We start from the raw sequence: 25,979 nt of genomic DNA on the forward strand, positions 1-25,979 counted from the left end.
ATAAAAAATGATCATTGGATGCTATCCTTTGATCATTTTTTGTATATTTTTTCTATATAAGAAAATACTACATCAAAAAAGGAGGAGAAACGATGGATGATCTGTTAATTGTCTTCGCAAGAGTGGTTACGATATTACCGATTATGTTGATCATTACTATTTTCATGGGTAAGAGAGCTATTGGAGAACTGCCTGTCTTTGACTTTCTCGTCATTATTACGTTAGCTTCTGTCGTTGGTGCCGATATTGCAGACCCTAACATCAACCATTTTCCAACTATTGTAGCAGTCATCCTTATTGGAATACTGCAGAAACTTGTCTCTTATGTAAAAATAGCGAATCGAAGAGCAGGGAAACTACTGACTTTTGAACCGACTGTTGTTATCTATGATGGAACGATACTACATCAAAATTTAAAAGACACAGGTTTCTCTATTGATAATCTTTTACAATTATTAAGAGATAAAGATGCTTTTGATATACGTGAAGTAGAAATAGCGATTATCGAAGCGAACGGTACATTAAGCGTGTTAAAAAAGCCAGACAAACAACCTGTCACCTCAGATCAGCTAGAAACCAAGCAACCACTATCCACCTTAACCTTTCCCGTAATTATGGAAGGTACGATTAATTCAAAAATGTTGAACGCTAGAAACTTAAGTGAAGAATGGTTGCTACAAGAGCTAAAGAAAAAAGGTGTTACGAATCAACAGGAGGTATTCTTCGCTTCGATTAATATGTTGAATGAATTGCATCTGTCTAGATATGACGATCAATACGTGGACACTCCACCCTTGAAACATTAAAAACATTGGTTATCCAACTAAATGTGGCTCTTCTGCTTCATAACTCACTTGATTTTTACCATCGCTTTTCGCTTTATATAATAATTCATCTGCTTTTTGGAAGAAATTTTCTTTCTTTATATCACCTTTTAATTCTTTCAAGCCGATGCTTACGGTAATATTCTCTGCTAATTCATCATGCTCCTGACTCTCAATATATTGACGGAGATTTTCCATCACTAATAAAGACTCTTTAAAGGTCTTATTAGTAAGCAGTATAGCAAACTCTTCACCACCATATCTCGCTGCTACATCATCCTCTGTCATCTGATTCGTAATAGTAGTTGCTACTCTTTTTAAGACGATATCACCATTAGTGTGGCCATATCGATCATTGATTTGTTTAAAATTATCAATATCAACTAGCGCGAGCTGTAATGGCATATGTTGTGTAATACTTTGATCATAGAGAAAATCTAAATATTCATGGAATGTTTTGTGGTTATAGAGCCCTGTCAATGCATCAACCTTCGACAAGCGTTCCATCATCGCACTTTTAACAATCAGCTCTTTTTCATTTTCTGATGCTTTTTGTAAGAAGCTAAATACCTCATTACCTCTTTCTAAAATAATCCGACATGCAACATAACCACCAATTAAAACAAGGTGGTATGAGAAGTGGTGATAAATACTACTAGATATTCGAATAAAAGGAAATCCATACAATAATGTTAAAGCTATTAAATTAATAAAAAAACTAACAAGCAAAATCCTTTCATCAAAGTAAATTAACGTTACTACCATCGCTATGATGAAAAGAGTCTGTAAGCCTGGAATATCTGGATGGTGTACAATCGTGATAAAAGCAACTAATGTTCCAGTAGCCGCAATAAATGTTTCGTTATATATTTGCTTCTTATTAACTAAGTAATAAACGACTAATAATAAGATAGACTGCAAGAAAGTAGGGAAAAATAATTTTGTCAAAGCGAATTCAGCGACATTATCTGGATAATAATACAACGTTGTTATTAAACCAATAAATTGACCAATGAAAGCAACTACTACCATTAAACAATAAATATAAATAATTCTCCTCGTCCACTCTTTATGATTGACTTTAGTAAGCCTCATATTTCCCATTCATTCCCCACCTTTATTCTAAAACAATCACCTCTATTATACACCAATAATTAGGACTATCCACCCATTTATTTGAATATTTTTAATTTTATCAACATTAATCTATATAAAACGAACAAAATAATTACGCATGATGTTAGACGACTATGTCCTAGCAATACATAACATCATAGTCCACATACATTTGTTTTAACCTAGCTATTTTTTGTACGTTAGTAGCAATAATATCGATCACATCTGAACTCACATATAACAAAATATCATCTAAATAAAAAGCAATATACGCTTCACGATGCCCTAAATAAACAGCTGAACAATACCGACTCACATCATGACGATTAATATTTTTCACTGTTGCATATATAGCACTTTCACCAATTGTTTTATCTTTCACAACTGTTTCTTTCCAATTTCTTATCTTAATGATTTTTCCTATGTTTGTTTTAGTAGAATATCGTTTATTTGTTATATATTCTGATAGAAATGTGACATGTATAGCATCTTCTTCACCGAATGTATCCGCTACAATTTGTTGAATTAGCGATACACTTAACCTTTCCATTCCCCACCTAATTCTTTGCTCCGTACTCACTTGGAAATAAGGCGCTTCCTTATTCGCATCAAAATCAATATTATTTATCACGGTGCAAACCTTCTTTCTTTTTTAATCCTCTAAAAAAAGTACCATGTGTTCCTCATCATAATACACATTATCTATTTTCAATGCTCTTTTCTCCGTCCCAAACACTGCAAAACCAAGTGATTGATATAACCTTTTCGCAGGCTCATTACTTGTTACAACAGATAAATAAAGTTGTTCAACTTCGCTCATTTGCCTAGCTTGCTCGATCACGGTTGTGACTAGCGCCTGTGCAATACCTTGCCTGCGCGCTTCAGGCTTTACATACATTGCAACTAGACTGGCACGGTGGCGTAAATTTTGTGGTTTCTCTTTGATCAACGTAACCATTCCAACTAAATGATCATCTATAAAGGCTCCGAATGATACAGCGTTCTCAGTAGTTGCTAATCTATTTTGATATTTTTCTACTGTTTGCATTTTTTCCTCTTCATAACTTGCTGCAAATGATTGCGGACTTTCTTGTAATGCCTCTAACCTTAACACATAATAATGATCCGCATCTGCTTTATGTAGTTGCCTTATTTCCATAGGGACTCTCCTCCTTCTACCTTTCTAACATACCTGAAAGATACTTGTTCTTCCCCCGTCTCGGTCATTGTGATTTTTTTCTTTCTATATATAAACCCACGAGCTTCATAAAAAGGAATTCCCCTATCATTATCTTCTTGTACGGAAACCCATTGTTCTGTTGCTCCCTCTTCTATTTGCTTTTTCGTCAATGCGTCAAGCAATTGCCTACCTACACCTTTATATCGATAATTTTCATCCATATAGAGCATAAACACTTCACCTGTGTGAGGTTTAGTTATGTCTCCCCCAATAACTCCAATGACTTTTGCATGATGTATTGCTACATAAGAATAACTTCCTTGTTTAATATCATTTTTCACCCGTTCAAGATTGTACCAAAAGGCACTATTTTTCGTCTGATATTCTTCGCTTAACTTTCCGTCTACCGTCTGTTTCCAACCTGTAGAGCAGATGTCAGCTATCGCCTCTGCATGTTCTTCCTTTGGTTTTGCTATGATGATATTCACTTGTTTTCTCCTCCTACATGAACATGTTTTAATTGTATCGGTTTCTTATATTTCTTTTGGACTCTCTCCTAATTATCATTTTTAATAGCTAGATAACAATATCATATTCCATCCTTTTAGCTGTTTTATTAGCCACCTCAGAGCCTAATAATTTTTTATAATATGAAATGACATATTAATCCCTGCTGATATTCCACCAGATGTAAAAATATTCCGCTCATCAACAAACTTCACACCTCCTATCACATCTGTCTCAGGAAACTCTGATCGGAAACCTCGATACTTGCTCAATGAGTTGTCGCTCTTTTCCCTTTTAATAGCCCTGCCTTAGCTAGTAGGAAGGAACCAGTACATACAGAAGTCATTAATTGAACGTTTTGCATCTCACTGGCAATCCAGTTAATTACTACATCATTGTTTATTTCTCGTTCTCTTGCTCCAAAGCCACCAGGGATAACCAAAATATCGAATAATGGCATATTTGCAAAGCTATAACCGGGTTGTACTTTTAAGCCATTACGTGCGCTTATTAACTCACCATTTTGAGATACTGTCTCCACCTTAAATGGTTTATTACCGTCTTCTAATGTTGTAATAGAAAAAACTTCAAATGGTCCTGCAAAATCTAACACTTCCACATCATTAAATAGAAATATGCCTATTCTCCAAGAATTCATCCAGCCCATCGCCCTTCTGATTTTATTTTCGTTCCTAGTCAATTAATATCTCAGATAATTTCACTATCTTATATCTATCAATTAACAGTACACCTGTCCAATACCTTCTAGTAACAGCAAACGCTTCAGAATAACTTCCACATTCCCAAGGAATATTCCAAATGCCATCCTCAGTCATTTGTTCCAGATAAAAGCGCAGATTCTGTTCAACTAAGTCACCCATTTTTTCCTAAAGGTAATAATCACGACTATCAATAAAATCTAGCGGGAGTGGGTTGTATCCAGTCGAGTGGTGTATTTTTTTCCTTTAATATCATTGAATAAGCGATCATCGTCATGTTTTTCGAGAACTTTTAGTAATTGTTGAAAATTCTTACATTCATGGCTGTCCATTTTATCACTTTCCATTAAATGTGCGATTGCCTTATCAACCACAGCCAACCCTAACTGTGCAGCTTCACTGTTGTTTGGGGACCAATGAATAAGAAAAGCTGCTATCTCGGTACTTGGATTAAACATCCAGTTATCCTGAACTCCTTCTTTCCAATGCCACTACGGCGCGTGAGAATATTGATTGTTTTCAGGTAAAACAGAATCTCACATACCCGTACTTTCATTGCAGGTTTTTGTCAAATATGCAAGCATCGACTGTACAATTTTTCCTTCTGCTCCAACTTCCATTAAAATTTGACCTGCTGCCCATGTCGCCATTGGTGAAGAAGCTGGCGTCCAAAAATCTAATTCAATACCATGACCAAAGCCACCGTCATCATTATGAAAAGCGGATAAGTAAGTGATAACGTTATCAAGAGGGGCGCTTTCAAAAAGATATCCCCACCTTGCTGCTTCTATTGGTCTTGCATTTCGCTTTGTCCATGAACTTAATTTTTTTAAATAGTTCCTTCTTAATTTTCATTTCATATAACTCTCCTATACTAGGTTAATTATGATAACTTCCAAGCTGGAATCAATGAATGAAACTGAAAGAAATAACTTACAGAGATGTGGATAACAGTGTAGAGTGCTAATATCGTGATATATGTCAGAAGCCATGTAAGAAAAGTTTTTTGTAAAAAGATGTATAATAGAAGCATACCTACTGGGAATGGCATTAATACAATGAGCCATATTGGTGCATGAAAAGCTTCAGTCAATGCACCTAAAGATACAACGGTAAAGCCAATCACCATAGCTTGCCAAATAGCTATACCATTTCGAACAATCTCACTTCCTAGAAAATAAGATAATGATGTAAGTACAACAGACAAAACAAAACTCAAGAAATAAGTCATTGTTCTACTCCTCTTTTATATTTATTTGATTAAATTCCTTTTTATTTTACCACAATAAAACAATAAGTTTCATAAACTATTTCAAGTTAATCTGCAAAACATGATATAGTGAAGTGTAGGAAGAATCGATATAAGGAGCTACCGAAATGAACAAAAAAGACATTGCAAATATTCGTAAACAATTCAAAATAAATAATGATTCCATGAAGATTAAAGAAATTTTTAATGTCTATGTCATGAAAGAATCTAGTGATATCTATCATGCACAAAGTCAGTTCTTTGACATGCTTGATGAGGATGAAAAAGAATTATTTATGGCTAATTTCAAGAAAGTATTAACAGGACAATTAGATGAAAAATTGTTTGAATTAAAGTTTCGAACAGATGTAGATAACCCAACACAACTCATTCTTCACAAAGGGCTATTAGCAGCGGAAAGTGAAGATTGGCGCGATCAGATGCTAGAAATCGTCGAGAAAATGCTACAAGAAAGACAATATGAAATGGACATTGTCGTCACCTTTATTCGTGGGGAATATGTAAAACCGATGAAGCGTAGTAATGAAGAAACAGAGGAGCATGCACACGATTCTGTCTATTCTCACTCCTTCATTCTTTGTAGCATTAATAAAACACAGGATCCGAAAAAAGAATTACACTTTGATTATGTAGAAAAAGCCTTTAAATATAATGTAGTCGTAGATCCAGTCATCAATCTAACAGCACCAATTGGCGGCTTTTTATTCCCATGCGTGACAGATAACTATCAGAATGTGAACCATGTCCTTTATGCTGCTGGAAAGGCCAATGAGCCTGATGAATATTTTGTTGAAAATGTCTTAAATGCAGAAGAAACGATGACTGCAAAAGAAGATAAAATTGTTTTTGAAGAAGTCGTTCGAGATGCTGTCGGACATGAGATGTCATCCTCTACACTCGCGAATGTGTATGAGGAAATTCATCGAATAACAGAAGATAATGAGGAAGATGAAGCACCAACACTCGATTACAAAGATGTGGAACAAGTATTGAAGTCCAGTGGGATAGAAGATATTAATACAGAAAAAATGGAAGAAGCCTTTAAAAATGTGATTGATGATACGGGGTACGAATTAAAAGCGCGCAATATTGTGCCTAAATATGACAAAAAATCAATCAAGATTAATACAAAAGTAGCGAACATCGCTGTTAGCCCAGAAGACTTACGACATGTCAGACAGGTAACATTAGACGGAAGACGATATTTAATGATTGAAGTAGAAGAAGATACTGTCGTGGATGGCTTCACGATGATTCCAGAAGCTTTTAAATAATTGGTTTATAATGATATAAATGTCCTGATAAGTCTCCCTTTCTCAAATACCTTATCTTCTATAGGAACAATTGCATAGAAGACAAGGTATTTTTATTTAACTAAAGGGAGACTTATCAGGGAGTTAGCGTCCGTTTATCCCCCACTTAGCTTCTTTGTTTTAACTCGAATCTTGATGTGGGGGTTTTACGGACGTTTGCAGCGTGATAAAAGGATATATTTTTAGAGGATAGGGCTAAAGAAACATGTTTACATCGAATATGATATCCATGTAAATAACTTTTTTTCATTAGTTATACCCCATCCTCTTCACTGATGATCCTGTTTTAATTCATTTGATCACAAGTTAAACTTAGCTATGCTTGCCTGCATTTCTTCCGTCAGACGAGCTAATTCATCACTTGCCGTGGCAATTTCATTCATTGCATTTTTCTGCTCTTCAACAGAAGTAGATGCTTGATCCGTACTAGCTGCATTTTCTTCTGATATAGCAGACAAGTTCTCGATCAGATTCACTATTTGTTGTTTCTTCTCTTCCATACTCTCTCCAGATTTAACGATATGCTCTAGTGTTGCTTGCATTTCTTCAATAGCAGAAGCAATCCCTGTAAACTGATCACTTGTTCTACCGAGGCTCTGTTCTTGAGAGCTTGTATTCTGATCTACTAACTCCATTGTTTTTACCGTATTTTCTGTCTTCGTGGTTAATTCCTCAATTATCCCGACAATTTCTTCAGTAAATTGATTGGATTGCTCGGCCAATTTTCTAACTTCATCTGCTACAACAGCAAATCCTTGTCCAGCCTCACCAGCTCTAGACGCTTCAATAGCCGCATTTAGTGCTAATAAATTGGTTTGTTCAGAAATACTTTTAATCATTTGACTTGCCGTTGCAATTTTATCGACACTTTCATTCGTTGTAACAATATTATCTTTGATGTCTGCAATAGATTTTGTATTATGCTCTGTTTTTTGAATTAAATCGTTCAAGCTTTCAAGACCTGCTTCTTTTAACTGATTCACATTATTAGTTGATTGAGCAAATGATGCAACATAATCTTGATTTTTCTGAATTAAATCTCCTAATTGTTGAACATGTTCCAATCCTTGTTCCGTATCGTTAGCCTGTTCACTAGCACCAGTGGAAATTTCATTAATCGTTGTTGCTACCTCATTTGCTGTAGCTGATGCTTGCTGGGTCGTAGCTGATAATTCTTCCGATGACGCAGACACATGCTCCGCTAGACCACCTGTAGACTGTATTAAATCGACAAAATTTGTTCGCATACGAGATAATGCTTTTGCCATTGTTCCAATCTCATCTCGTCGGTTTTCGTAGAGTAATAACTCTTCTTCTACTTCCTTAGTTAAATCATAATTAGATAATTGATCAATACTAGAAGTAATATGTTGAATTGGTTTAGTTAATGACCTACTACCATAATAAGTAACAATGATACCAATAATAATGAATAAGATTGTACTGACTGCTAAAATAACCATTAGTCTATTTAGGAAACCATAAATTTCAGACTTATCTAGTTCTAGCGCTAACATCCAATCTTTACCTTCTATTGGTGCGAAACTAACAAGTGTATCTATTCCTCCAAAAGAATGTTCACCATAGCCTGACTCTCCTTTTGAAATTTCTTGCCTATAAAGGTCTATCACTTCATCAGGTGATTGATCTTTTTCCGATATATCATTACCGTTTGCATCTTTTTCAAGATTGAAATCTACTTTATCCAATTCTAATATATTATGTTGTTCTTCTGTTATGAAACTTTCTGGGTGTGCTTGATAATCTCCATTTAGTCCTACAATAAAGCCTCTAATCGAGTCCAATCCTTTATACTCTACTTCTGTTATATATTGATTGAGCATCGCGGTTGGCTTTTCTCCTAGTAAAACACCAGTAACTGTCCCATCACTCATAACAGGCGCCGCAAAAACAAAGTAGGCACCTTTTTCTTCGTTACTCTCATCTACTTGTATATCAGAAACAAGTGTGTTACCTTCCAACGCTTCTTGAAAGTAAGTCTTGTCACTAATGTTCTTCGTTTCATCTGTACCATAGTAAGTTGCATGACCATTATTATCAGCGTAAGCAATGGATAAATAACTTTTTTCCTCGATTTTTTCTTCAACGAATCTCTCTATTTCACTTTTTCCCGTATCATTTGTAAATAACTGATTTTCGGCCATAGCTTCCATATACAGCTTTTCTCTGTCTAGATTAGCTGCAACTAATTTGGACGCTTCTTTCGCAGCACTTACCAAACCTTTTTCTGTATCAGAATCGATTGTGGAAATGGTGTTATAGATTGCTATTCCACCTAGCCCTATCGTAATAACTAAAATTAAAGCCGTGTAGACTAGAATCATTTTTGATTTAATTGATTTCACTTGATACTACCCCCTATTTGCTATTTCCTTGTAGGGTTAATATCGGAGTAATCTGGAAAAAATCAATAGTTTTTATTTTTCTTATAATTCCGACTCTTTTGACGAGCAATATAAGAAGCGGGAGCTTTACAACTCCCGCTTACTGTTATCTAGACGTTTACACTAATAAATACTGTTCTATTCCCACGGCTTATTTTTTTCCATCACTTTCGCTAATTCTTTGCTAGATTTTCGTCGACGCTTTCTCGCTTCTACACGCTCTTTTGCTGTCTCGTGTAAATATTTTTCTTCTTCTGTTTCTGGAACTACATTTGGCACAGGGATTGGTTTACCTTGTTCGTCAACTGCCACAAATGTTTGAAAAGCAGTAGCCGCAATCGTTCTCTCACCCGTTAATAAGTCTTCTGCCAGTACTTTCACAAAAATCTCCATAGAACTTGTACCTGTCCATGTAACAAAGGACTCTAAACAAACCGCTGAGCCGACACGAATAGGTGCTAAAAAATCAACTGAATCGGTCGAAGCTGTTACGACAAGGCTTCTCGCATGGCGCATCGCAGAAATAGCGGCAATATCATCAATATAGCTCATTAACTTCCCACCAAAAAGTGTGCCATGATTATTCGTATCAAGTGGTAGCACATGACTTACTTTGACTGCTCGTGTCTCTTTAATATACTTATCTTTCATCAGATCACCTTTTTTTCTATTAAAATTTCTCCAGTACTTGCGCTAATTTTTTCACACCTTGCTTCAATTCATCCAAGTTATGGTAACTAAACGAAAGTCGGAGCCATTCCTTTCCGTCTTCTTCTTGTAAGAAAAAGTACTTACCAGGTAAGAAAGATACTCCTTCTTTAAGAGCTTGCTGTAACAGTTCACCTGTATCCACCCCATCGATTTTCACCCATACAAAGTAACCACCATCAGGAATATACCAAGAAACAGATGATGACAGATACGTTTCTAAGGCAGATAAGATAGTATTAGCTCTTTTCTTATAGGAAGCTCTTATTATATCTAGTCTACTCCCAAATGGATGATTTTCCAAATATGTCGCCATAATCGCTTGAGCAAATGGATGATCTAAATCCTTTTTAAACCAATACAAAGTCGAGATGATTTCATTTGTCGCTTTAACCCAACCGATTCGCAATCCTGGTGCTACTACTTTCGACAATGACCCTACATAAAGCACCCGATTCTCTTGGTCCATCGCATTTAGTGTTGCCAGTGATTTATCAAAATATAATTCTCCATATGCATCATCCTCTAAAACGAGAAAATCAAATGTAGAGGCAAGCTCTAACAGATGTTTTCGTCGCTCCATTGACAACGTTGTACCAGTTGGATTATGAAAGGTTGGAATCGTATATATAAGTTTTGGTAATGGTAATCCTTGTTCCTTTCTTTCTACTAATCTATGTTCTAACACTTCTGTCTGCATGCCATATTCATCCATTGGGATACTAATAAACTGGTTCGTATAATTACGGAATATCTCTAACGCTTCCATGTATGTTGGTGCTTCTACTGCTACAACTGTTTGTTCATCAATCAAAATTCGTGCAATCAAGTCAATCGCCTGACATGCACCAGCCGTAACAAGCAGCTCATCTTCCTCTACATCCATGCCACGTTCAATCAATCTAGTTTGAATTTGCTGTTTTAATTGATCGATTTTAGGCGTACCTACATAGTGAAGCGGTAAGTCCTGCTCCTCATCCAGCAGTTGTGCTACTGATTCCTTTATTTCCTTCGACGGCACAAGATCAGGCGCTAGAAATCCTGAACTAAGTTTAATGCAGTTTTCTGGAATCGTTGGCATCCATTCTCCAGGTGGATCATTCCTTAACGCATTTTTAATATTATTGGAATAAAATGAATCAATTTTCATGATGACCAGGCTCCTTTTTAGCGGTTAACATAGTCTTTCAAGCTTTCATTGTACATTAAAAAGCACTGGTAAACACCAATGCTTTTCATTAACTAAATAAAAAATGGGCGATTAAGGCAGCTATCGGTAGCGTTATAATCGTTCTTTGTAAAAAGATAATAAACAACTGGAAAAACGAAATGGGAATTTTTGATTTTAATAACAGAACACCAATTTCCGACATATAAATTAACTGGGCTAACGACATTACTCCAATCACAAAACGAGTCAACTCTGATTCAATCCCACTACCTATTACTGCAGGTAAAAACATATCCGCAAACCCAACAATCATTGCTGGTGCAGCTGCTTCTGCCTCTGGAATTTGTAATAATTGCAGGAATGGAATAAATGGATACGATAAATAATTAAAAATTGGTGTCGTTTCTGCAATAATCAATGCAATGGTTCCAAGTGCCATCACTAATGGAATTAAGGCAAACCAGATATCTAATACATTTATCACACCACTTTTTATCACACTGCGATAACTTTTCACTTGTGATGCTTTTTCTACTGCTTTTTGTACTCCCCATTTAAAACTAGATACCCCTTCAGGCACTACTTCATCTATTTGCTTACCTGTTGCTTCATAGTATGTGTCCTTTTTTAGTGACAACGGTGGAATCCGCGGTACAATCATTGCAGCAACGATACCTGCAACGATGACAGTTAAGTAAAATGGAACAAACATGTGATCAATATCTAAAAAGCGTGATATAACTAAACTAAACGCAATCGAAGCGATCGAAAAATTCGTTGCAACAACCGCAGCTTCTCTTTTCGTATAATAACCCGATTCATATTGTTGTGTTGTTAATAACACACCTACTGTTCCGCTCCCCATCCAAGATGCTAGTGCATCAATTGATGAACGGCCAGGCAACTTGAATAATGGGTGCATAATTTTACGGACAACCGTACCGATAAAGTCCATTAGGCCGAATTGTAATAAGAGAGGCATAAAAAGAGAGGCGAAAAAGAACCACACCATCAATACCGGAATTAAGTCATATAGCATCGTTCCACCTGTTGCCATTGACCAAATAAACTCAGGACCAATTTCATTCAATGTCATCACCGCAAACACTGCTCCTACAACACGAAGTATGATCCATAACGCCGAAACATGAAATAAATCATGTAAAAAAGGAACCCTGTTAACAAATGGTACGTTTGTCCATTTTGCGAGTAAACTACCTATTGCTGTTATACATAATATTACCGTCACAATTAATGGAATATAACTTGCTAGAAGGTGCTGCAAGCCATCTGCGAACACACCTAATCCAATCGTTACCTTATCTCCTATCGGAACGGGAACAAGGAATAACAGTACTCCAATTAATGACGGTAACCAAAATTTCATATATTGACTTGCTGTAAATTTATTTATTTCTTCATTCATGATGTTCTCTCCATTTTGTCATTGTTAGCGAAATCTATTAAGATATTTAATGTCCGCTTTTCTCCTACTTAGAGTCTTTAGTAACGTTTAAATCTTCAAGTAGGACTGTTTACATCGTAATAAAACGAGCAAGTTATAATATATCATCAAATCGTATATTTATGCAATCCATTCAAGGTTATCTTGAAGATTAAAACTTCACAGACACTTTTGATGCCATTATTTGTATGCTCGATTTCCATTTTATTCAAGAGAAGCAGTCGAGAGCGAGTTTTGTCCAATGCCTTTCCCAATCTCTTAAACCTGGTGCACCATGTTTTTTTAAGTACGATGGTCAATCAAGATCAAAACTATTTTCGAACGTGGAGACAACATTTAACCAAACACGGCGGAACCAATACAGAAGCAATACAATTTCAAGAAAGTATCGTAAAACGAATATTTCCAATCGATGAGAGGGGATTAACAGATATACTACACCAAACTTCATTCACACAGACAGATATCCTCTTATTTTCAATCGTTGTTTTTCACAGGTTTTATCTGTTTTAAAGTAGGTACAGAGTCATGAAAGACGCCATTATTGTTATTGGAAGATATGGAAAAGTAGGCAAGATGATTTACAAGCTATTAGCTAAACAGTTTCCTGGAAAAGTATATGCTGCTAGAAATATCGTCACTTTTTAACAAAAGTTAGAAAACTAAAAAAGAGGATATTCTTGCTTCAGCAGTTCTAAGTATTTTCAAAAAGAATATCCTGCTTTTCAGAAAAAATAATCGTCGAACAATTTATTTTAAAAAACTCAAAAAAATGTTAATATACATTCTTAAGGGGGTCTTGTATATGGGGAATAAAGAAACAGAAAGGGTTCATTTAACAGGTTCTCTAACTTTTAATGACTACAAAAAACATCTTACATATCATCTAAGAAAACCAGTTCTATTTTACTTTTGCTTTGTCTTTTTCTTTACAGTATATTTTTGCTATAACATAATAAGTGATGGTGCTTACATTATTATAGTTCCTATTGTTACCATCGTTGCCACTCTAGTCGCATTAATATTTTCTTTCTTATTAAATCTACTGCTTCGTCTATTGGGACGACGAGAATTTAATAGTGATTTAATTTCTAAAAACGAAATTAAGTACATAATAGACGATGAAGGTATAAGACAACAAGTTACGGAGCGGATGCATAATTTTATTGAATGGCGCTACATAATAAAATATTATGAGAGTGAAGATTTGTTTCGTCTATATGTCTCTCGAAGAAAAGCTATCATTATACCTAAAAGGTTTTTCGTTTCTAACGATGACCTAAAGGTTTTTAAAAAAATCGTCAATCAAAACATTTCCAGAGTAAAGTTAATGCGAAAATAGGAAAGAAGAGGCTGGGACAAAACCCAGCTACTTGTTAAGGTTGTAGATCTAACTTTTTAGCTGCTGCACCAAACATATCACAAAATATTTCAAATTTTTCTGCTAACGACACACCTAGTAATGCCACCATCGAAATGTCTTCTACACGTTGATTTTTATTTAGCGATAAGTACCGAAGAATTTGAGCGTTTAGCTACTTTCTGACTTACACTTCCTAAAACAAATTCTTGAAATTTATTCAGACCGCTACTCCCTATCACGACTAAGTCAAATTGATTTTCATTTGCATATTTTACAATAACAGGGCCAGGATCACCGTGTAGAATCTTCACTTGATAGTCAATATTAGCTTTCTTTACTAAGCTTTCTATGTCCATTAGCTGGTTTTCTCGTATATTCTTTACATCAGCAGCACTCCAGTTATTTAATACTTCCGCCCTCACTTCATCTTCATCTACAACATATACAATTTCTAATTCAGCTCCTATACTGGAACTAGCAATAAAAACCGCACGCTCAGCAGCTTTTCGGGAATGCTCCGAACCATCCGATGCAATTAAGATTTTATGATACATAATAACCCCTCCAATCAAAATAGAAGATAACTCTATTTATAAACAAATACCCTTCCCCTACGAAAATTAAACCGCTCTCATTTTTTGGTTTGTAAAAGCTTTTATTTACCTAGCTACTTCATTATTTCTACTCATTTTTTTATCTATCATTTATTCTGTACATATAACTAATTCTACTAAAAATGGTTCTTACTGAAGGGTGATGTTAACAGATGAAAATGGTAATGCTGGTTTAGTTGTTGCTAAACCAGCATTCGTATCTACTAACTACTTTTTGGAGCAGTAGTATTAATTTGCGTAGTAACATTTAATCCAAGCGTTTCTTCTGTTTCACTAAACATATCATGGAACATTTCTGGATTTTCTGCTAATGATACACCATAAGATGGAATCATTTCTTTTATCTTCGGTTCCCATTCCCCGATATATTCTGGGAAACATTTTTCTAATACTTCGAGCATGACATGTACCGCTGTTGAAGCGCCTGGAGACGCACCTAGTAATGCAGCAATCGAACCGTCCTCTGCACTTACTACTTCGGTACCGAATTGTAGTGTTCCTCGTCCACCTGCTTCTGTATCTTTAATGACTTGTACGCGCTGGCCTGCTACGACAATATCCCAATCTTCTGATTTTGCATTTGGTACAAATTCGCGTAACTCTTCCATGCGTTGCTCTTTTGAAGAGAGAACTTGTTGAATTAAATATTTCGTTAAGCCCATTTCTTTTACGCCTGCTGCTAGCATCGTCAATAGATTATTAGGCTTCACAGAACCAATTAAATCAAAGTTGGATCCTGTTTTTAAAAATTTAGGTGAAAAGCCTGCAAATGGCCCGAATAATAACGATTTCTGATTATCAATATACCGTGTATCAAGGTGCGGAACAGACATTGGTGGTGCACCTACTTTTGCCTTGCCATATACTTTCCCATGGTGTTTTTCTGCTATCTCTGGCTTATTACAAACCATGAACAAACCACTAACAGGGAAACCACCAATTCGTTTTGACTCAGGGATTCCTGTTTTTTGCAATAACGGCAGACTACCGCCACCACCACCGATAAATACAAAATCAGCAGTATGGTACTCGATTTTGCTATTTGCGATGTCAAACACCTTCACTTCCCATGAACCATCACTTTTTCGTTTGATATCCTTCACACTATGCTTATAGTTCATCTCTACTTGTTTTTCTGCTAAATGGTCAAATAACTTACGGGTTAATGTACCAAAATTCACATCTGTTCCATTGTCCATTTTCGTCGCTGCAATCGGTTCACCATCTTCTCTTTCTTCCATAATTAATGGTATCCATTGCTTCAATGTTTCAGGGTCATCAGAATATTCCATTCCTGCAAATAGTGGTAATTTTGATAACGCTTCAAAACGTTTTTGCAAAAAAGCAACATTCTCTCCCCCTTGAACTAAGCTCATATGGGGGATTGGCATAATAAAGTCTTGCGGGTTTTCAATCAAATTACTTTTTACAAGGTAAGACCAAAATTGTCTAGATACTTGAAACTGTTCATTTACTTTAACAGCTTTCGTAATATCCATTGTTCCATCAGGTTTTTCGGAAGTATAGTTAAGCTCACACAATGCGGAATGACCTGTACCTGCATTATTCCACTCATTAGAGCTTTCCTCTCCGGCTTTATCGAGTTTCTCAAACACGGTAATATCCCAGTCGGGTACTAATTCTTTCAATATCGATCCTAATGTAGCACTCATTACCCCAGCACCAATTAAGATAACATTTGATTTTTTCGGTGTGTTGCTCATTAAAACCTTCCTTTCCTGCCCCTTTGTCTACTTTTTACCAAGCTATGCCCTTACATATATCAATATAAATAGCTATAAAAATAATTGACTATTACCCTTTAATTATAAACTATTTAAGATGGGAAAAAAAGTGAGAATAACGTCGCAAAAATAGGCACAATCCAATTATTTAACATTTGCTACAGAAAGCTTTAGAATAAAGATAGACGAATGAGAAAGGGTGAGTATAAATGAAAGTATTAGTAGTAGGTGCTAATGGACAAATTGGAAAACATCTTATCAAATTTATACAAGAAGATGACAACTTAGAGGCAAAAGCTATGATTCGAAAAGAAGAACAAGCTAGTTACTTCCAAGAGCATGATGCAGAAGTTGCCATTGTTGACTTAGAAGGCGAAATAGAAGACATTGCAAAAGCAGCAGAAGATGTCGATGCCATCGTTTTCACAGCAGGTTCTGGACCTCATACTGGCAAAGATAAAACCATTATGATTGACCTCGATGGTGCAGTTAAAACAATTGAAGCTGCCAAACAAGCGAATGTAAAACGATTCGTCATGATCAGCTCCTTTGATACCACTCGTGAGGCAATTCAGTCCGCCCCAGAATCATTCGCACCATATGTTGCTGCTAAACATTATGCTGATGAATGGCTAACAGCAACAGATTTAGACTATACGATTATTCACCCAGGTGGACTAACAAATAATGAAGGTACGAATAAAGTGCAGCTAGCAGAAAAGGTGGATAGAGGCGAAGTGCCACGGGAAGATATCGCAAAAGTAATTGCAGCTACACTAAACAATGACTCTACAATCGGCAAAAGATTTCAAGTTATCGGCGGTAACACGCCAGTAGAAGAAGCCGTACAATCTATTTAATATGTAAACGCAAGGCTGGGATAAGTTATTAACTTGTTTCAGCTTTATTTTTTGCATAGCTTGTCTCCTTTACTGCATATACATAAAAGAAATAACTGTTTAAGGAGGCTGTTTATGCCATTAAAAATCTCTAATCATCAACTTATTAGATATGTAGTCGGTTATGTATTTATTGCTTCTGCACTAATGAAATTAGTTGTCACAGATTTTACCGGATCTTTTGCTAACTTTGGCATACCATATCCTCAGGCTGCTGTACTTATTATTGGTCTTATTGAACTAATCGGTGGAATATCTATTATTTTTAATTATTATGTAAAACAAGCGACCGTTCTATTAATAGCGATTATGATCGTAGCTATTTTCCTTACCAAAGTACCTGCACTTCAATCTGGTCTACTAACATTTGCATTTGAAGCAAGATTAGATATAGTGATGTTTTTCCTTTTATATATATTATGGAGCCACAAACAATAAGGGGATTAGAAGCTTCTTTTTAGGTTACTGGACACTCTCAAAAAAGGCTACCCAGCAGTCACTAGGTAACCTTCCAACATTATTGATTAGATACATGCATATCCATTTGCGGATATGGAATAGAGATGTTTTCTTGATCGAATTTTGTTTTTACTTGTTCTAAAATATCAAAATGAACATCCCAATAATCGTCTGCATTTACCCAAACTCTTACGGTATACTCTACCGCGCTATCACCGTGTGCAGATAGGCGAATAAATGGTTCTGGGTCTTGTAAAACTAACGAATGATTTCTAACGACACTTTCTAATGTTTGAAGTACATGCTTCGTATCTGTTTCATAACCTACACCAAAAGTAAAGTCTACCCTACGCGTGTCATTGACAGTATAGTTTACAATTCCTGCATTAGATAAATTACCATTCGGAATAAAAATCACTTTATTATCTGGTGTAATCAGCTCTGTATATAAAATTTGAATACCTTTGACTGTACCAGAATATCCTGCACCTTCAATATAATCGCCAACATTAAATGGACGAAGTGTTAATAATAAAACACCACCAGCAAAGTTAGCTAATGTTCCTTGGAACGCTAAACCAATTGCTAAACCAGCCGCACCCAAAATAGCTGCGAATGTTGTTATTTCTACACCTAACGTTGCAATAACGGAAAGCACAAGTAAAATTTTTAAAATAGCACTGATCACAGAATTAATAAATGGTTTTAAACTCTCATCTAGTTTTGTCTTTTCAATTCTAGAACTAACCATTTTCATAATGAATTTAATAACGGGAAATCCAATTATTAAGATAAGAATTGCATATACTATTGGTTTTCCGAATTCAATTGCCAAATCAATCCAATCCATCATATCTCCCTCTCTTTCTTTTTCACTTAAAGTATCATACCATAATATTATTCGTATTACCGTGATACTTTATGACTATATGTATAGTAAAAATCGAGTTGCTTTAACAATATACCCCTTTTTCCTCTCCATGAAACGACAAAATTTAAGAAAAGCGTAAGCGCCCGTTTAAAAACGTAGCGGCTGGAGCGAATCAACTGAGATAAAGGAATCACGGTGAGTTTACGAACCGATGATGACTTTCACCTCAAGGTACGACGACCACGATGTTCTAGTATCGACGTTGGTCACAGGATGTGACCGAATGTAGTCGATGAAAGTGCGACTAAGCCTCTGGTTTCACCAATCGGCAAGTCTGCTTTATCGTAGGGCGATTCGTGAAGTCGTCTAGTTTATGGGCGCTCAGAGCTAGACAAATACACAAATTTTATACTTTCTTTACTTACGAAAAAAGCCGAACATCTTCATCTACCTAATCCAGATGAGATTGTTCGACTCTATATCAATACTTATTCTTCCACTTTAAGTACAATTTTACCTACAGCATGGTGTGTTTCACTCAATTCATGTGCATCATATACACCTTGGCGTGTTAATGGGAATGTGCTACCTACGATACTTTTGATTTTTTTCGCTTGTAGTAAATCACCTATTTTGCTTAGCTGTTTGCCATCAGGATTTAACCAGATACTTTTAGCGACAACGTTTTTTTCTTTCGCTTTCTCTTCATCTGGTTGGCCAACGACGGATATAAGGCGACCTGTGTTTTCCTTTACGACATCGAAGCTATGTTTTTCTACTTCGCCACCCATTGTATCTAAAACAAGGTCCACTTTACCAACAACATCTCTGAAGTCTGTTGTACGATAATCAATTACTTCATCCGCACCTAATGACTCAAGTAATTCGTGGTTTTTCTCACTTGCTGTTGTATATACATATGCGCCAGCTTCTTTCGCTAATTGGATAGCAAATGTTCCTACACCACCAGCTCCAGCATGGATTAACACTTTTTCTCCTGCTTTAAGGTCTCCATGATCAAACAACCCTTGGTAAGCGGTCATTCCTGCTAATGGAACTGCTGCAGCTTCCTCAAAAGAAAGAGCAGTTGGTTTTTTCGCTAATAAATGATCATCGACAATCGTATATTCTGCATACGTGCCAAAACGTGTTGTGTCAGGACGTGCAAATATTTCATCGCCGACTTTCCAATCTGTCACTTCTGAACCAACTTCTTCAATGATTCCAGCAACATCCCAACCAACTGTAATCGGGAATTCCCAATCAAACATTTGTTGTAAGTACCCTTCACGTAGCTTCCAATCAATTGGGTTAATAGAAGTTGCTTTCTCACGTACTAGTACTTGATGTGCACCAAGTTCAGGTAATGTAACCGTTCCTTCCTCTAATACATCTTTACTACCATATTTATTAATAATCACGGCTTTTGTTTCCATGAATAAATCTACTCCTTTACATTCATTCAGAGTTGCTTCATCTGAGATAGATATCATATCACTTATAGTATAACGCTGAAAAACAATCTGATTCGAGTATCATTAAGAATGTGCAGGATAATGTTTTACACTTTGTTTTGCATCATGTTTCAACATAAAGTGTAAAGCAAATCCACCAATAATTAGCAAGATACTACTAAAGTAGAACACGGTTGAAATCGTATAGAGACCAGCAATCCAACCACCGATAACAGGGCCGATAATATTACCTAAGAAACGGATACTTGTATCATAGCCTAACACCTCACCTTGAATAGATAATGGTGTTACTTGACGTACATATGCTGTCTTCATCGGGATGATTCCACCTATTGCCATTCCTAATAAGAAGCGGACAATAACAAGCTGCCAAATATTATTCACTAACGCCCCTGGCAAGAAGAATAGTGCTGATAAGAATAATAAAATAACAAGCACTCGCTCATAACCAATTCTATCGCCCAATTTCCCCCAGTTACGTGACATAAACAGATTACCTAATCCTGCCGCTGAGAATGCTAGGCCCGAAAAGAACGCTATACTTGCTGGTCCATGTATTTCTTCGACATACAAGGACAGAATTGGTTGAATACTGAAGTTTGCAATTTGGACAAACATCGATACAACGATAATACTCACTAATACTGGGTTAGCTAGAATATGTTTGATTACTTCTACCGCAGAATAATTCGTACGTTCTTTCTTCTCCGGTGCTATTCTTGTTTCTTTCACACCTAATACTACAAAGATAGCTGCAAGAAAAAGTGTAATAGAAGTCAATTGAAAGGTTGCAGAATAACCAATTGTATCTGCTAATACCCCACCTAACAACGGACCTAATAAACTCCCTGTTACATTACCCGTTTGCAATGTCCCTAAAACTTTACCAGCTATATTCTTAGGTGTTTGTGTTGCAATAAATGCTTGTGACATGGAAATAAATCCAGTAAAAAACCCCATAAACATACGTAAAACAAAGAGCTGCATAACATTTGTCACAAATCCCATTAATAAGACCGAAATTCCTAATCCAAAACCTGCAATAACTAAAAAAGTTTTTCTCCCATGCTTATCACCAAATCTTCCCCAAATTGGTGAAACAATAAATGCAATTAAAAAGGTAATCGCAAATACCCATCCTGACCATGTTTGGACATAATTGTCAGAGTAATTGCCTAATGTTCCAATATATAGTGAAAGAAACGGGATAACCATCGTTAAACTTGCTGCAATAAAAAAGTTCGCAAACCACATAATCGACAAATTACGTTTAACTAGTTTTTCTTGGTTTAAAATAATACCCCTTCTTCTTTTTTTATTTCGACTCTCTAAGTATTATCATACGCTTTTCATTGACAAAAATAAAACAGTATGCCCAGAGATCCTATCATTCGAAATATTGTGTAAATTAATGAAGAAGATGAGGTATATGGTTACTTTCTTTTCTTTTGTTTTATCTTTTCTTTCAATACATGCAAAGCACCCTTAAAGAGGTTTCCATTGACCATCATTAAAAAGCCATCAACCATTGGCATATTTACTATTCCCGCTGTCATTCGAGCAATACCTCTCATCGGCATATTAAATATGGACATTTTCATCAAGTTAGCCGTACTTCGTTTCCCTATTTTTTGGAGGAACCAATGTGCAAATACAATAGAATGATAAACTAGTCGCCCAAATGCTCCTTTTGCATATTGAGTTTGTGCAATCATATCGTTATAACCAAGAGGCTTCGAGCGATCCCAATTAGCTTCCGGCACGGATTTACCTAATAATTGTTCAAACTCTGCTAATGACACTTGTTGCACCTTTCCAGAAAAATAACTCGGAAGCTGCTCTTTATTATAAGGTAACGGCGCATCTGTTCCTTCAACAAACAGTTCACTCTCTAGACGAATATCTGCACTTGAAGCACCAATCATTATTTTATACTCCGCCTCTTCTACCTCCCATGTGTTTGTCTTCACATTAAAGTAACGGAAAGTTTTATCATCAAAAGGTATACGAACCGTTTTCGTCTCACCTGCATTAATAAAAACTTTAATAAAACCTTTCAACTCTTTACTCGATCGATAAATTTTATCCGACTGGCAACCAATATATAATTGAGCTATCTCCATGCCTGCCTTATCACCAGAGTTAGTTATATGAAAGGTAACACCTCGTTTATCTACTCTAATTTTCGAATACGTAAAATTCGTATAACTCAATCCATAACCAAATGGAAATTGCACATCAATCTTTGCTGTATCATAATAACGATACCCTATGTATAAACTTTCACGATATTCAACTGTCGCCTCATTTCCTGGAAAATGGTGATAAGAAGGCGTATCCTCATATTTTAATGGATAGCTTTCCGCTAGTTTCCCCGACGGATTCACATCACCAGATAAAATTCGTAGTATCGCTCTTGCACCAGCTTGTCCACCTAGATAACCATGTAATAACCCTTGTACTTTATCAACCCAAGGCATCTCTACAGCAGATCCACAAGATATAATACCTACGATATGCGGATTTACTTCATGTAACGCATATAACAAATCTATTTGATTATCAGGTATTTTCATATTATTACGGTCAAGTCCTTCTGCTTCTGTTACTTCATCTAATCCAACATACAGTAGTACTACATCTGCCTGTTTAGCTAGCTCACACGCCTTATCTATCATGCGTTGGTTTTTCTTACCATATCGTTCAAAACCAGGCTCATAGCCAATACTGATAATACCTGATTCCTCAAAACAATTCATCGTATGATCAAGAATAGTTGGATTAACGAGTGATGACCCTGCTCCTTGGTATCGTGCATCTTTTGCGAAATCACCAATAACCGCCACTTTTTTCCCAAACTTTAACGGCAAAATATTATCCTCGTTTTTCAATAATACCGTCGACTCTTCTGCTACTTTTTGGGACACACGATGATGCTTTTCTATGTCAAATTTAGCAGAGTTTGTTTGATTCGCTTTTTGCGTTGTGAACACAAGGTGAAGTAGCCGATCAACCGCCTCGTCCAACACGCTTTCATCAAGTCGACCAGTGTTAATTGCTTCAACTATTTCAGCATCCGTTTCTCCAGCTGTTGTTGGCATCTCTAATTCATTACCTGCTAACAAGCCTGATACACGATCATTACTTCCTCCCCAATCCGTAATAACCGACCCTTGAAAGCCCCATTCATTCCTTAAAATATCTTGTAACAAATGAACATTTTCATTTGTATACGTTCCATTTAATTTATTGTAAGATGTCATAATTGCTTTTGAATTTCCCTCTTTAATCGCTATTTCAAAAGCAGTTAAATACATTTCGCGAAGTGTCCGTTCATCTACAACCGCATCAATGGTCATCCGTTTTTCTTCCTGATTGTTAACAGCGAAGTGCTTCACACAAGCTGCAATATCAAAGGATTGAATCCCTCTAATATAACTGGCAGCCATTTTTCCTGCTAAGTACGGATCTTCACTAAAGTATTCAAAATTCCGACCGTTTAACGGATTTCGCTTCATATTAATTCCCGGACCTAACAAGACATTCACATTTTGTGCGATGGCCTCTTCTCCTAAGTATTCGCCCACTTTTTCGCCTAATTCGAGATTCCAACTATTCGCAACGGTGGCTGCTGTCGGATAACATGTAGCAGGAACTCCTTCATTAAGCCCTATTTTATCAGCGGCAATAGCTTGCTTCCTAATACCATGAGGACCATCCGCAAGAAAAATACTGTTAATCCCTAAACGTTCAATATCTTGTGTTTGCCAAAAGTCTTTCCCTGACATAAAGGATGCTTTCTCTTCTAATGTCATCTTTGCAATGATATTATTATATTTCATATGAATTCCTCGTTTATCGTTAAATTCATTTCGTACACCATGTTCTCTACTATATCACACTAGAAAAAAGCGCTCACACAATAACTACTATCCTCATTAAGAAAAGCGTAAAGTACCCGACAGAAACATAGCGACTGGCACGATCCGAGCTAGATAAAGTGAGACTTCAATCAGTGGGAGTTTTTGACTCCCACTAATCGTTAGCGCAACTTATCAAGGCGTTAACGTCCGTTTATCCCCCACTTAGCTTCTTTGTTTTAACTCTAATCTTGAAGTGGGGGTATTACGGACTCATACACCGTGATAAATACGCAAATTTTATACTTTATGTACTTGAAAAAAGCAGAAGACTTCATCTCCTGCTTTCTTTCTATTATTTAATTAAAACCTACTAAACGCTGTGATATTTTATACGCTCCTACTGATATCTTTCGTCCAGCTCTTCCTGGTAAATTGATCAATCTGCCCATTACACCATATTTCAAGCTTTTATACAGACGAAAATCATGTTCTTTCACATAGTCCATTAACTCTTTCTTTTTTGCCAAGTTTTCTACTGTTCCTGAGCGGATCAATAAAATAGCGGAGACAACTGTTACAATTTCTAGATGCCTCAGTAAATAATTTTGTAACGCTTCATGTTCAACCTGCATTTGCCCTGCTGTTTCAATCATGAGCTTATTTACTTTAATTTGTTGATCAATACGTTTAATCATTACTTGTTCTTGTACAGATTGGTCTTCCCTACCAATGAAATAACGGTAAAAGTCAACATCCATATAATACATTTTCTTCACATATTCCAACGGTGTAAAAACATACAAATTATCAACATAAAAAGTATGCTTAGGTAGTTCCAAACCACATTCATGTAACAATGCTGTTCGATAAATAACAGAGTGCATTAAAATATATTGTCCTTTGCGAAAATGACCTACCTCATCCCACGTAAACACTCTATTTTCTGGCATTACATTATCATACTTCATCGTTTTCTTATACTTTGCCCCTACTTTTTCATAAACAAAGTTACTTAAAAACGCATCAATTAATTCCTGTCCACTAGTAAGTTTTCTAAGTGTTTCAAGTATTTTCAAGTAGGCTCGAATTTCTACCCAGTCATCACTGTCTACCACCTTAAAATATAAGCCAGAAGCATGCTGTATCCCTGTATTAACAGCTTGACCATGACCACCATTCTCTTGATGTATAGCCTTCACGATTGTAGGATATTGTGCTTCATAGGCATCCGCTATTTCCGCTGTCTTATCACTTGATCCATCATTAACAATGAGTATTTCTACCTCTTCCCCACCAGGTAATAATGACTCGATACAATATCGCATATATTCTGCTGAGTTATAACATGGTATGGCTACTGATAATAGTTTCATAAATTACACTACCTTTACTCTGCTTGTTTTTCAGGTTCTTGCTTAAAAATTACTTTAAATATAGGGAAGAACACCCAGAATGAAATGGCACTATTAATAATCATCGTAATAACATCGGCTGTTGTTTCACCAAAGCCACCCCAACCCCATGTATTCATAAGTAGATTATAGATTGGCGCCTTATAGAAACCTTGCGCTGCTGCTGCACCGATGGTAATTAGAATATAAGCTATTAGATACCAAAAAGCTGCCTTCCAAATATTACTGTTCGATTTAAAAGTAATACTTCGTTGCGCGAAAAAGTTAATGATTTGTGCGATAGCTATCGTGATTTGTACTGCTAAAAAATAAGCTAAACCACCGCCACCACCAGCAGATAACGGACCTGCAGCATAGTCAAACACATAGTATGATGAGCCATCAAAATTTTGCCCAAATTGCATAATTTGAAAATTCGTTGACACTAAAGCTGTTTTCGCAAAAATACCTTTAAAAATAGGCATTAACGCTAACTGTAATACGGTGATACCATTACTTAACATGAAAAACACAAGAAATTGTGCAATATTTGGATGTTTTTCTTTATATCTAGCCCATATACCTAAGGGCCCTGAAGCTAATTTATTTTCACTACCCATT

The 25,979-nt window shown here is 36.1% G+C and carries 24 protein-coding genes and 1 pseudogene; 5 read left to right on the forward strand and 20 right to left on the reverse strand.

What is annotated here, in order from left to right:
* Positions 1-92 precede the first annotated feature (92 nt).
* Positions 93-806 carry a DUF421 domain-containing protein gene (locus SH601_RS04555; protein ID WP_319957068.1) on the forward strand — a complete coding sequence of 238 codons (714 nt, stop codon included), beginning with the start codon at positions 93-95 and terminating at the stop codon, positions 804-806.
* A gap of 9 nt (positions 807-815) precedes the next feature.
* Here SH601_RS04555 and SH601_RS04560 read toward each other — a convergent pair whose 3' ends face one another.
* The 8 genes and pseudogenes from SH601_RS04560 to SH601_RS04595 all read right to left on the reverse strand — a co-directional run bounded on the left by SH601_RS04560 (position 816) and on the right by SH601_RS04595 (position 5,577).
* Entirely contained in the window at positions 816-1,928 is a 1,113-nt protein-coding gene (locus SH601_RS04560; protein WP_319957069.1) for a GGDEF domain-containing protein, read from the reverse strand.
* A gap of 151 nt (positions 1,929-2,079) precedes the next feature.
* Positions 2,080-2,571: a hypothetical protein gene (locus SH601_RS04565; RefSeq protein WP_319957070.1), complete on the reverse strand. Its 492-nt coding sequence runs from the start codon at positions 2,569-2,571 to the stop codon at positions 2,080-2,082.
* 21 nt (positions 2,572-2,592) lie between these two features.
* Entirely contained in the window at positions 2,593-3,099 is a 507-nt protein-coding gene (locus SH601_RS04570; protein ID WP_319957071.1) for a GNAT family N-acetyltransferase, read from the reverse strand.
* Positions 3,090-3,608: a GNAT family N-acetyltransferase gene (locus SH601_RS04575; protein WP_319957072.1), complete on the reverse strand. Its 519-nt coding sequence runs from the start codon at positions 3,606-3,608 to the stop codon at positions 3,090-3,092. Before SH601_RS04575 ends, SH601_RS04570 begins: the two co-directional genes overlap by 10 nt.
* Before the next feature lie 88 nt (positions 3,609-3,696).
* Positions 3,697-4,285 (reverse strand): annotated as a pseudogene (locus SH601_RS04580) (DJ-1/PfpI family protein).
* A gap of 34 nt (positions 4,286-4,319) precedes the next feature.
* The gene (locus SH601_RS04585; protein WP_319957073.1) at positions 4,320-4,508 is read right to left on the reverse strand and encodes a hypothetical protein; all 189 of its coding nucleotides are present in this window, start codon (positions 4,506-4,508) and stop codon (positions 4,320-4,322) included.
* A gap of 38 nt (positions 4,509-4,546) precedes the next feature.
* Positions 4,547-4,804, reverse strand: a complete 258-nt coding sequence (locus tag SH601_RS04590; protein ID WP_319957074.1) for a hypothetical protein — start codon at positions 4,802-4,804, stop codon at positions 4,547-4,549.
* 425 nt (positions 4,805-5,229) lie between these two features.
* On the reverse strand, positions 5,230-5,577 hold the full coding sequence (locus SH601_RS04595) for a hypothetical protein (protein ID WP_319957075.1): 348 nt from the start codon (positions 5,575-5,577) through the stop codon (positions 5,230-5,232).
* A 146-nt stretch (positions 5,578-5,723) separates the two neighbouring features.
* On the opposite strand from SH601_RS04595, the gene SH601_RS04600 reads away from it, so the two are divergent.
* The gene (locus SH601_RS04600) at positions 5,724-6,890 is read left to right on the forward strand and encodes a DUF4317 domain-containing protein (RefSeq protein ID WP_319957076.1); all 1,167 of its coding nucleotides are present in this window, start codon (positions 5,724-5,726) and stop codon (positions 6,888-6,890) included.
* Between the two features lie 338 nt (positions 6,891-7,228).
* Here the strand turns inward: SH601_RS04600 and SH601_RS04605 are convergent, their stop codons facing one another.
* From SH601_RS04605 to SH601_RS04620, 4 genes are all read right to left on the reverse strand, one after another.
* Positions 7,229-9,295, reverse strand: a complete 2,067-nt coding sequence (locus SH601_RS04605) for a methyl-accepting chemotaxis protein (protein ID WP_319957077.1) — start codon at positions 9,293-9,295, stop codon at positions 7,229-7,231.
* 177 nt (positions 9,296-9,472) lie between these two features.
* On the reverse strand, positions 9,473-9,985 hold the full coding sequence (locus tag SH601_RS04610; protein WP_319957078.1) for an acyl-CoA thioesterase: 513 nt from the start codon (positions 9,983-9,985) through the stop codon (positions 9,473-9,475).
* 19 nt (positions 9,986-10,004) lie between these two features.
* Complete coding sequence (locus tag SH601_RS04615; RefSeq protein ID WP_319957079.1) at positions 10,005-11,192, reverse strand: aminotransferase-like domain-containing protein; 1,188 nt, start codon at positions 11,190-11,192, stop codon at positions 10,005-10,007.
* A gap of 88 nt (positions 11,193-11,280) precedes the next feature.
* Entirely contained in the window at positions 11,281-12,639 is a 1,359-nt protein-coding gene (locus tag SH601_RS04620) for a YjiH family protein (protein ID WP_319957080.1), read from the reverse strand.
* 844 nt (positions 12,640-13,483) lie between these two features.
* On the opposite strand from SH601_RS04620, the gene SH601_RS04625 reads away from it, so the two are divergent.
* Positions 13,484-14,020, forward strand: coding sequence for a YcxB family protein (locus tag SH601_RS04625; protein WP_319957081.1), 537 nt, complete (start codon positions 13,484-13,486; stop codon positions 14,018-14,020).
* Positions 14,021-14,175: 155 nt separating this feature from the next.
* Here the strand turns inward: SH601_RS04625 and SH601_RS04630 are convergent, their stop codons facing one another.
* Both SH601_RS04630 and mqo read right to left on the reverse strand, forming a co-directional pair.
* Positions 14,176-14,595: a universal stress protein gene (locus SH601_RS04630; protein ID WP_319957082.1), complete on the reverse strand. Its 420-nt coding sequence runs from the start codon at positions 14,593-14,595 to the stop codon at positions 14,176-14,178.
* Between the two features lie 263 nt (positions 14,596-14,858).
* Positions 14,859-16,379, reverse strand: a complete 1,521-nt coding sequence (mqo, locus tag SH601_RS04635) for a malate dehydrogenase (quinone) (protein ID WP_319957083.1) — start codon at positions 16,377-16,379, stop codon at positions 14,859-14,861.
* A gap of 230 nt (positions 16,380-16,609) precedes the next feature.
* Between mqo and SH601_RS04640 the strand changes: the two genes are divergently transcribed.
* Positions 16,610-17,260: an SDR family oxidoreductase gene (locus tag SH601_RS04640; protein ID WP_319957084.1), complete on the forward strand. Its 651-nt coding sequence runs from the start codon at positions 16,610-16,612 to the stop codon at positions 17,258-17,260.
* A gap of 114 nt (positions 17,261-17,374) precedes the next feature.
* Positions 17,375-17,737, forward strand: a complete 363-nt coding sequence (locus SH601_RS04645) for a DoxX family protein (protein ID WP_319957085.1) — start codon at positions 17,375-17,377, stop codon at positions 17,735-17,737.
* Between the two features lie 79 nt (positions 17,738-17,816).
* Here SH601_RS04645 and SH601_RS04650 read toward each other — a convergent pair whose 3' ends face one another.
* The 6 genes from SH601_RS04650 to SH601_RS04675 form a co-directional block, all read right to left on the reverse strand.
* Positions 17,817-18,608, reverse strand: a complete 792-nt coding sequence (locus tag SH601_RS04650; protein WP_319957086.1) for a mechanosensitive ion channel family protein — start codon at positions 18,606-18,608, stop codon at positions 17,817-17,819.
* A gap of 509 nt (positions 18,609-19,117) precedes the next feature.
* The gene (locus SH601_RS04655) at positions 19,118-20,065 is read right to left on the reverse strand and encodes an NADP-dependent oxidoreductase (RefSeq protein ID WP_319957087.1); all 948 of its coding nucleotides are present in this window, start codon (positions 20,063-20,065) and stop codon (positions 19,118-19,120) included.
* Between the two features lie 102 nt (positions 20,066-20,167).
* Positions 20,168-21,358 (reverse strand): MFS transporter, encoded by a 1,191-nt coding sequence (locus tag SH601_RS04660; RefSeq protein WP_319957318.1) that lies wholly within the window; start codon positions 21,356-21,358, stop codon positions 20,168-20,170.
* A gap of 179 nt (positions 21,359-21,537) precedes the next feature.
* Positions 21,538-23,946 carry a glycoside hydrolase family 3 C-terminal domain-containing protein gene (locus SH601_RS04665; protein WP_319957088.1) on the reverse strand — a complete coding sequence of 803 codons (2,409 nt, stop codon included), beginning with the start codon at positions 23,944-23,946 and terminating at the stop codon, positions 21,538-21,540.
* Positions 23,947-24,323: 377 nt separating this feature from the next.
* Positions 24,324-25,340, reverse strand: a complete 1,017-nt coding sequence (locus tag SH601_RS04670; protein ID WP_319957089.1) for a glycosyltransferase family 2 protein — start codon at positions 25,338-25,340, stop codon at positions 24,324-24,326.
* A 14-nt stretch (positions 25,341-25,354) separates the two neighbouring features.
* Entirely contained in the window at positions 25,355-25,978 is a 624-nt protein-coding gene (locus tag SH601_RS04675; RefSeq protein WP_319957090.1) for a hypothetical protein, read from the reverse strand.
* Position 25,979: the final 1 nt, after the last annotated feature.

It is taken from the genome of Gracilibacillus pellucidus, assembly GCF_033949965.1.
Lineage (GTDB): Bacteria > Bacillota > Bacilli > Bacillales > Amphibacillaceae > Gracilibacillus > Gracilibacillus pellucidus.

Excerpts from the sequence above, each read along its gene's own strand:
- SH601_RS04555 (WP_319957068.1), top strand. The coding sequence starts at position 93 with ATGGATGATCTGTTAATTGTCTTCGCAAGAGTGGTTACGATATTACCG.
- SH601_RS04560 (WP_319957069.1), bottom strand. The coding sequence starts at position 1,928 with ATGGGAAATATGAGGCTTACTAAAGTCAATCATAAAGAGTGGACGAGG.
- SH601_RS04570 (WP_319957071.1), bottom strand. The coding sequence starts at position 3,099 with ATGGAAATAAGGCAACTACATAAAGCAGATGCGGATCATTATTATGTG.
- SH601_RS04585 (WP_319957073.1), bottom strand. The coding sequence starts at position 4,508 with ATGGGTGACTTAGTTGAACAGAATCTGCGCTTTTATCTGGAACAAATG.
- SH601_RS04590 (WP_319957074.1), bottom strand. The coding sequence starts at position 4,804 with ATGTTTAATCCAAGTACCGAGATAGCAGCTTTTCTTATTCATTGGTCC.
- SH601_RS04595 (WP_319957075.1), bottom strand. The coding sequence starts at position 5,577 with ATGACTTATTTCTTGAGTTTTGTTTTGTCTGTTGTACTTACATCATTA.
- SH601_RS04600 (WP_319957076.1), top strand. The coding sequence starts at position 5,724 with ATGAACAAAAAAGACATTGCAAATATTCGTAAACAATTCAAAATAAAT.
- SH601_RS04610 (WP_319957078.1), bottom strand. The coding sequence starts at position 9,985 with ATGAAAGATAAGTATATTAAAGAGACACGAGCAGTCAAAGTAAGTCAT.
- SH601_RS04615 (WP_319957079.1), bottom strand. The coding sequence starts at position 11,192 with ATGAAAATTGATTCATTTTATTCCAATAATATTAAAAATGCGTTAAGG.
- SH601_RS04620 (WP_319957080.1), bottom strand. The coding sequence starts at position 12,639 with ATGAATGAAGAAATAAATAAATTTACAGCAAGTCAATATATGAAATTT.
- SH601_RS04625 (WP_319957081.1), top strand. The coding sequence starts at position 13,484 with ATGGGGAATAAAGAAACAGAAAGGGTTCATTTAACAGGTTCTCTAACT.
- SH601_RS04630 (WP_319957082.1), bottom strand. The coding sequence starts at position 14,595 with ATGTATCATAAAATCTTAATTGCATCGGATGGTTCGGAGCATTCCCGA.
- mqo (WP_319957083.1), bottom strand. The coding sequence starts at position 16,379 with ATGAGCAACACACCGAAAAAATCAAATGTTATCTTAATTGGTGCTGGG.
- SH601_RS04640 (WP_319957084.1), top strand. The coding sequence starts at position 16,610 with ATGAAAGTATTAGTAGTAGGTGCTAATGGACAAATTGGAAAACATCTT.
- SH601_RS04645 (WP_319957085.1), top strand. The coding sequence starts at position 17,375 with ATGCCATTAAAAATCTCTAATCATCAACTTATTAGATATGTAGTCGGT.
- SH601_RS04650 (WP_319957086.1), bottom strand. The coding sequence starts at position 18,608 with ATGGATTGGATTGATTTGGCAATTGAATTCGGAAAACCAATAGTATAT.
- SH601_RS04655 (WP_319957087.1), bottom strand. The coding sequence starts at position 20,065 with ATGGAAACAAAAGCCGTGATTATTAATAAATATGGTAGTAAAGATGTA.
- SH601_RS04660 (WP_319957318.1), bottom strand. The coding sequence starts at position 21,358 with ATGTGGTTTGCGAACTTTTTTATTGCAGCAAGTTTAACGATGGTTATC.
- SH601_RS04665 (WP_319957088.1), bottom strand. The coding sequence starts at position 23,946 with ATGAAATATAATAATATCATTGCAAAGATGACATTAGAAGAGAAAGCA.
- SH601_RS04670 (WP_319957089.1), bottom strand. The coding sequence starts at position 25,340 with ATGAAACTATTATCAGTAGCCATACCATGTTATAACTCAGCAGAATAT.
- SH601_RS04675 (WP_319957090.1), bottom strand. The coding sequence starts at position 25,978 with ATGGGTAGTGAAAATAAATTAGCTTCAGGGCCCTTAGGTATATGGGCT.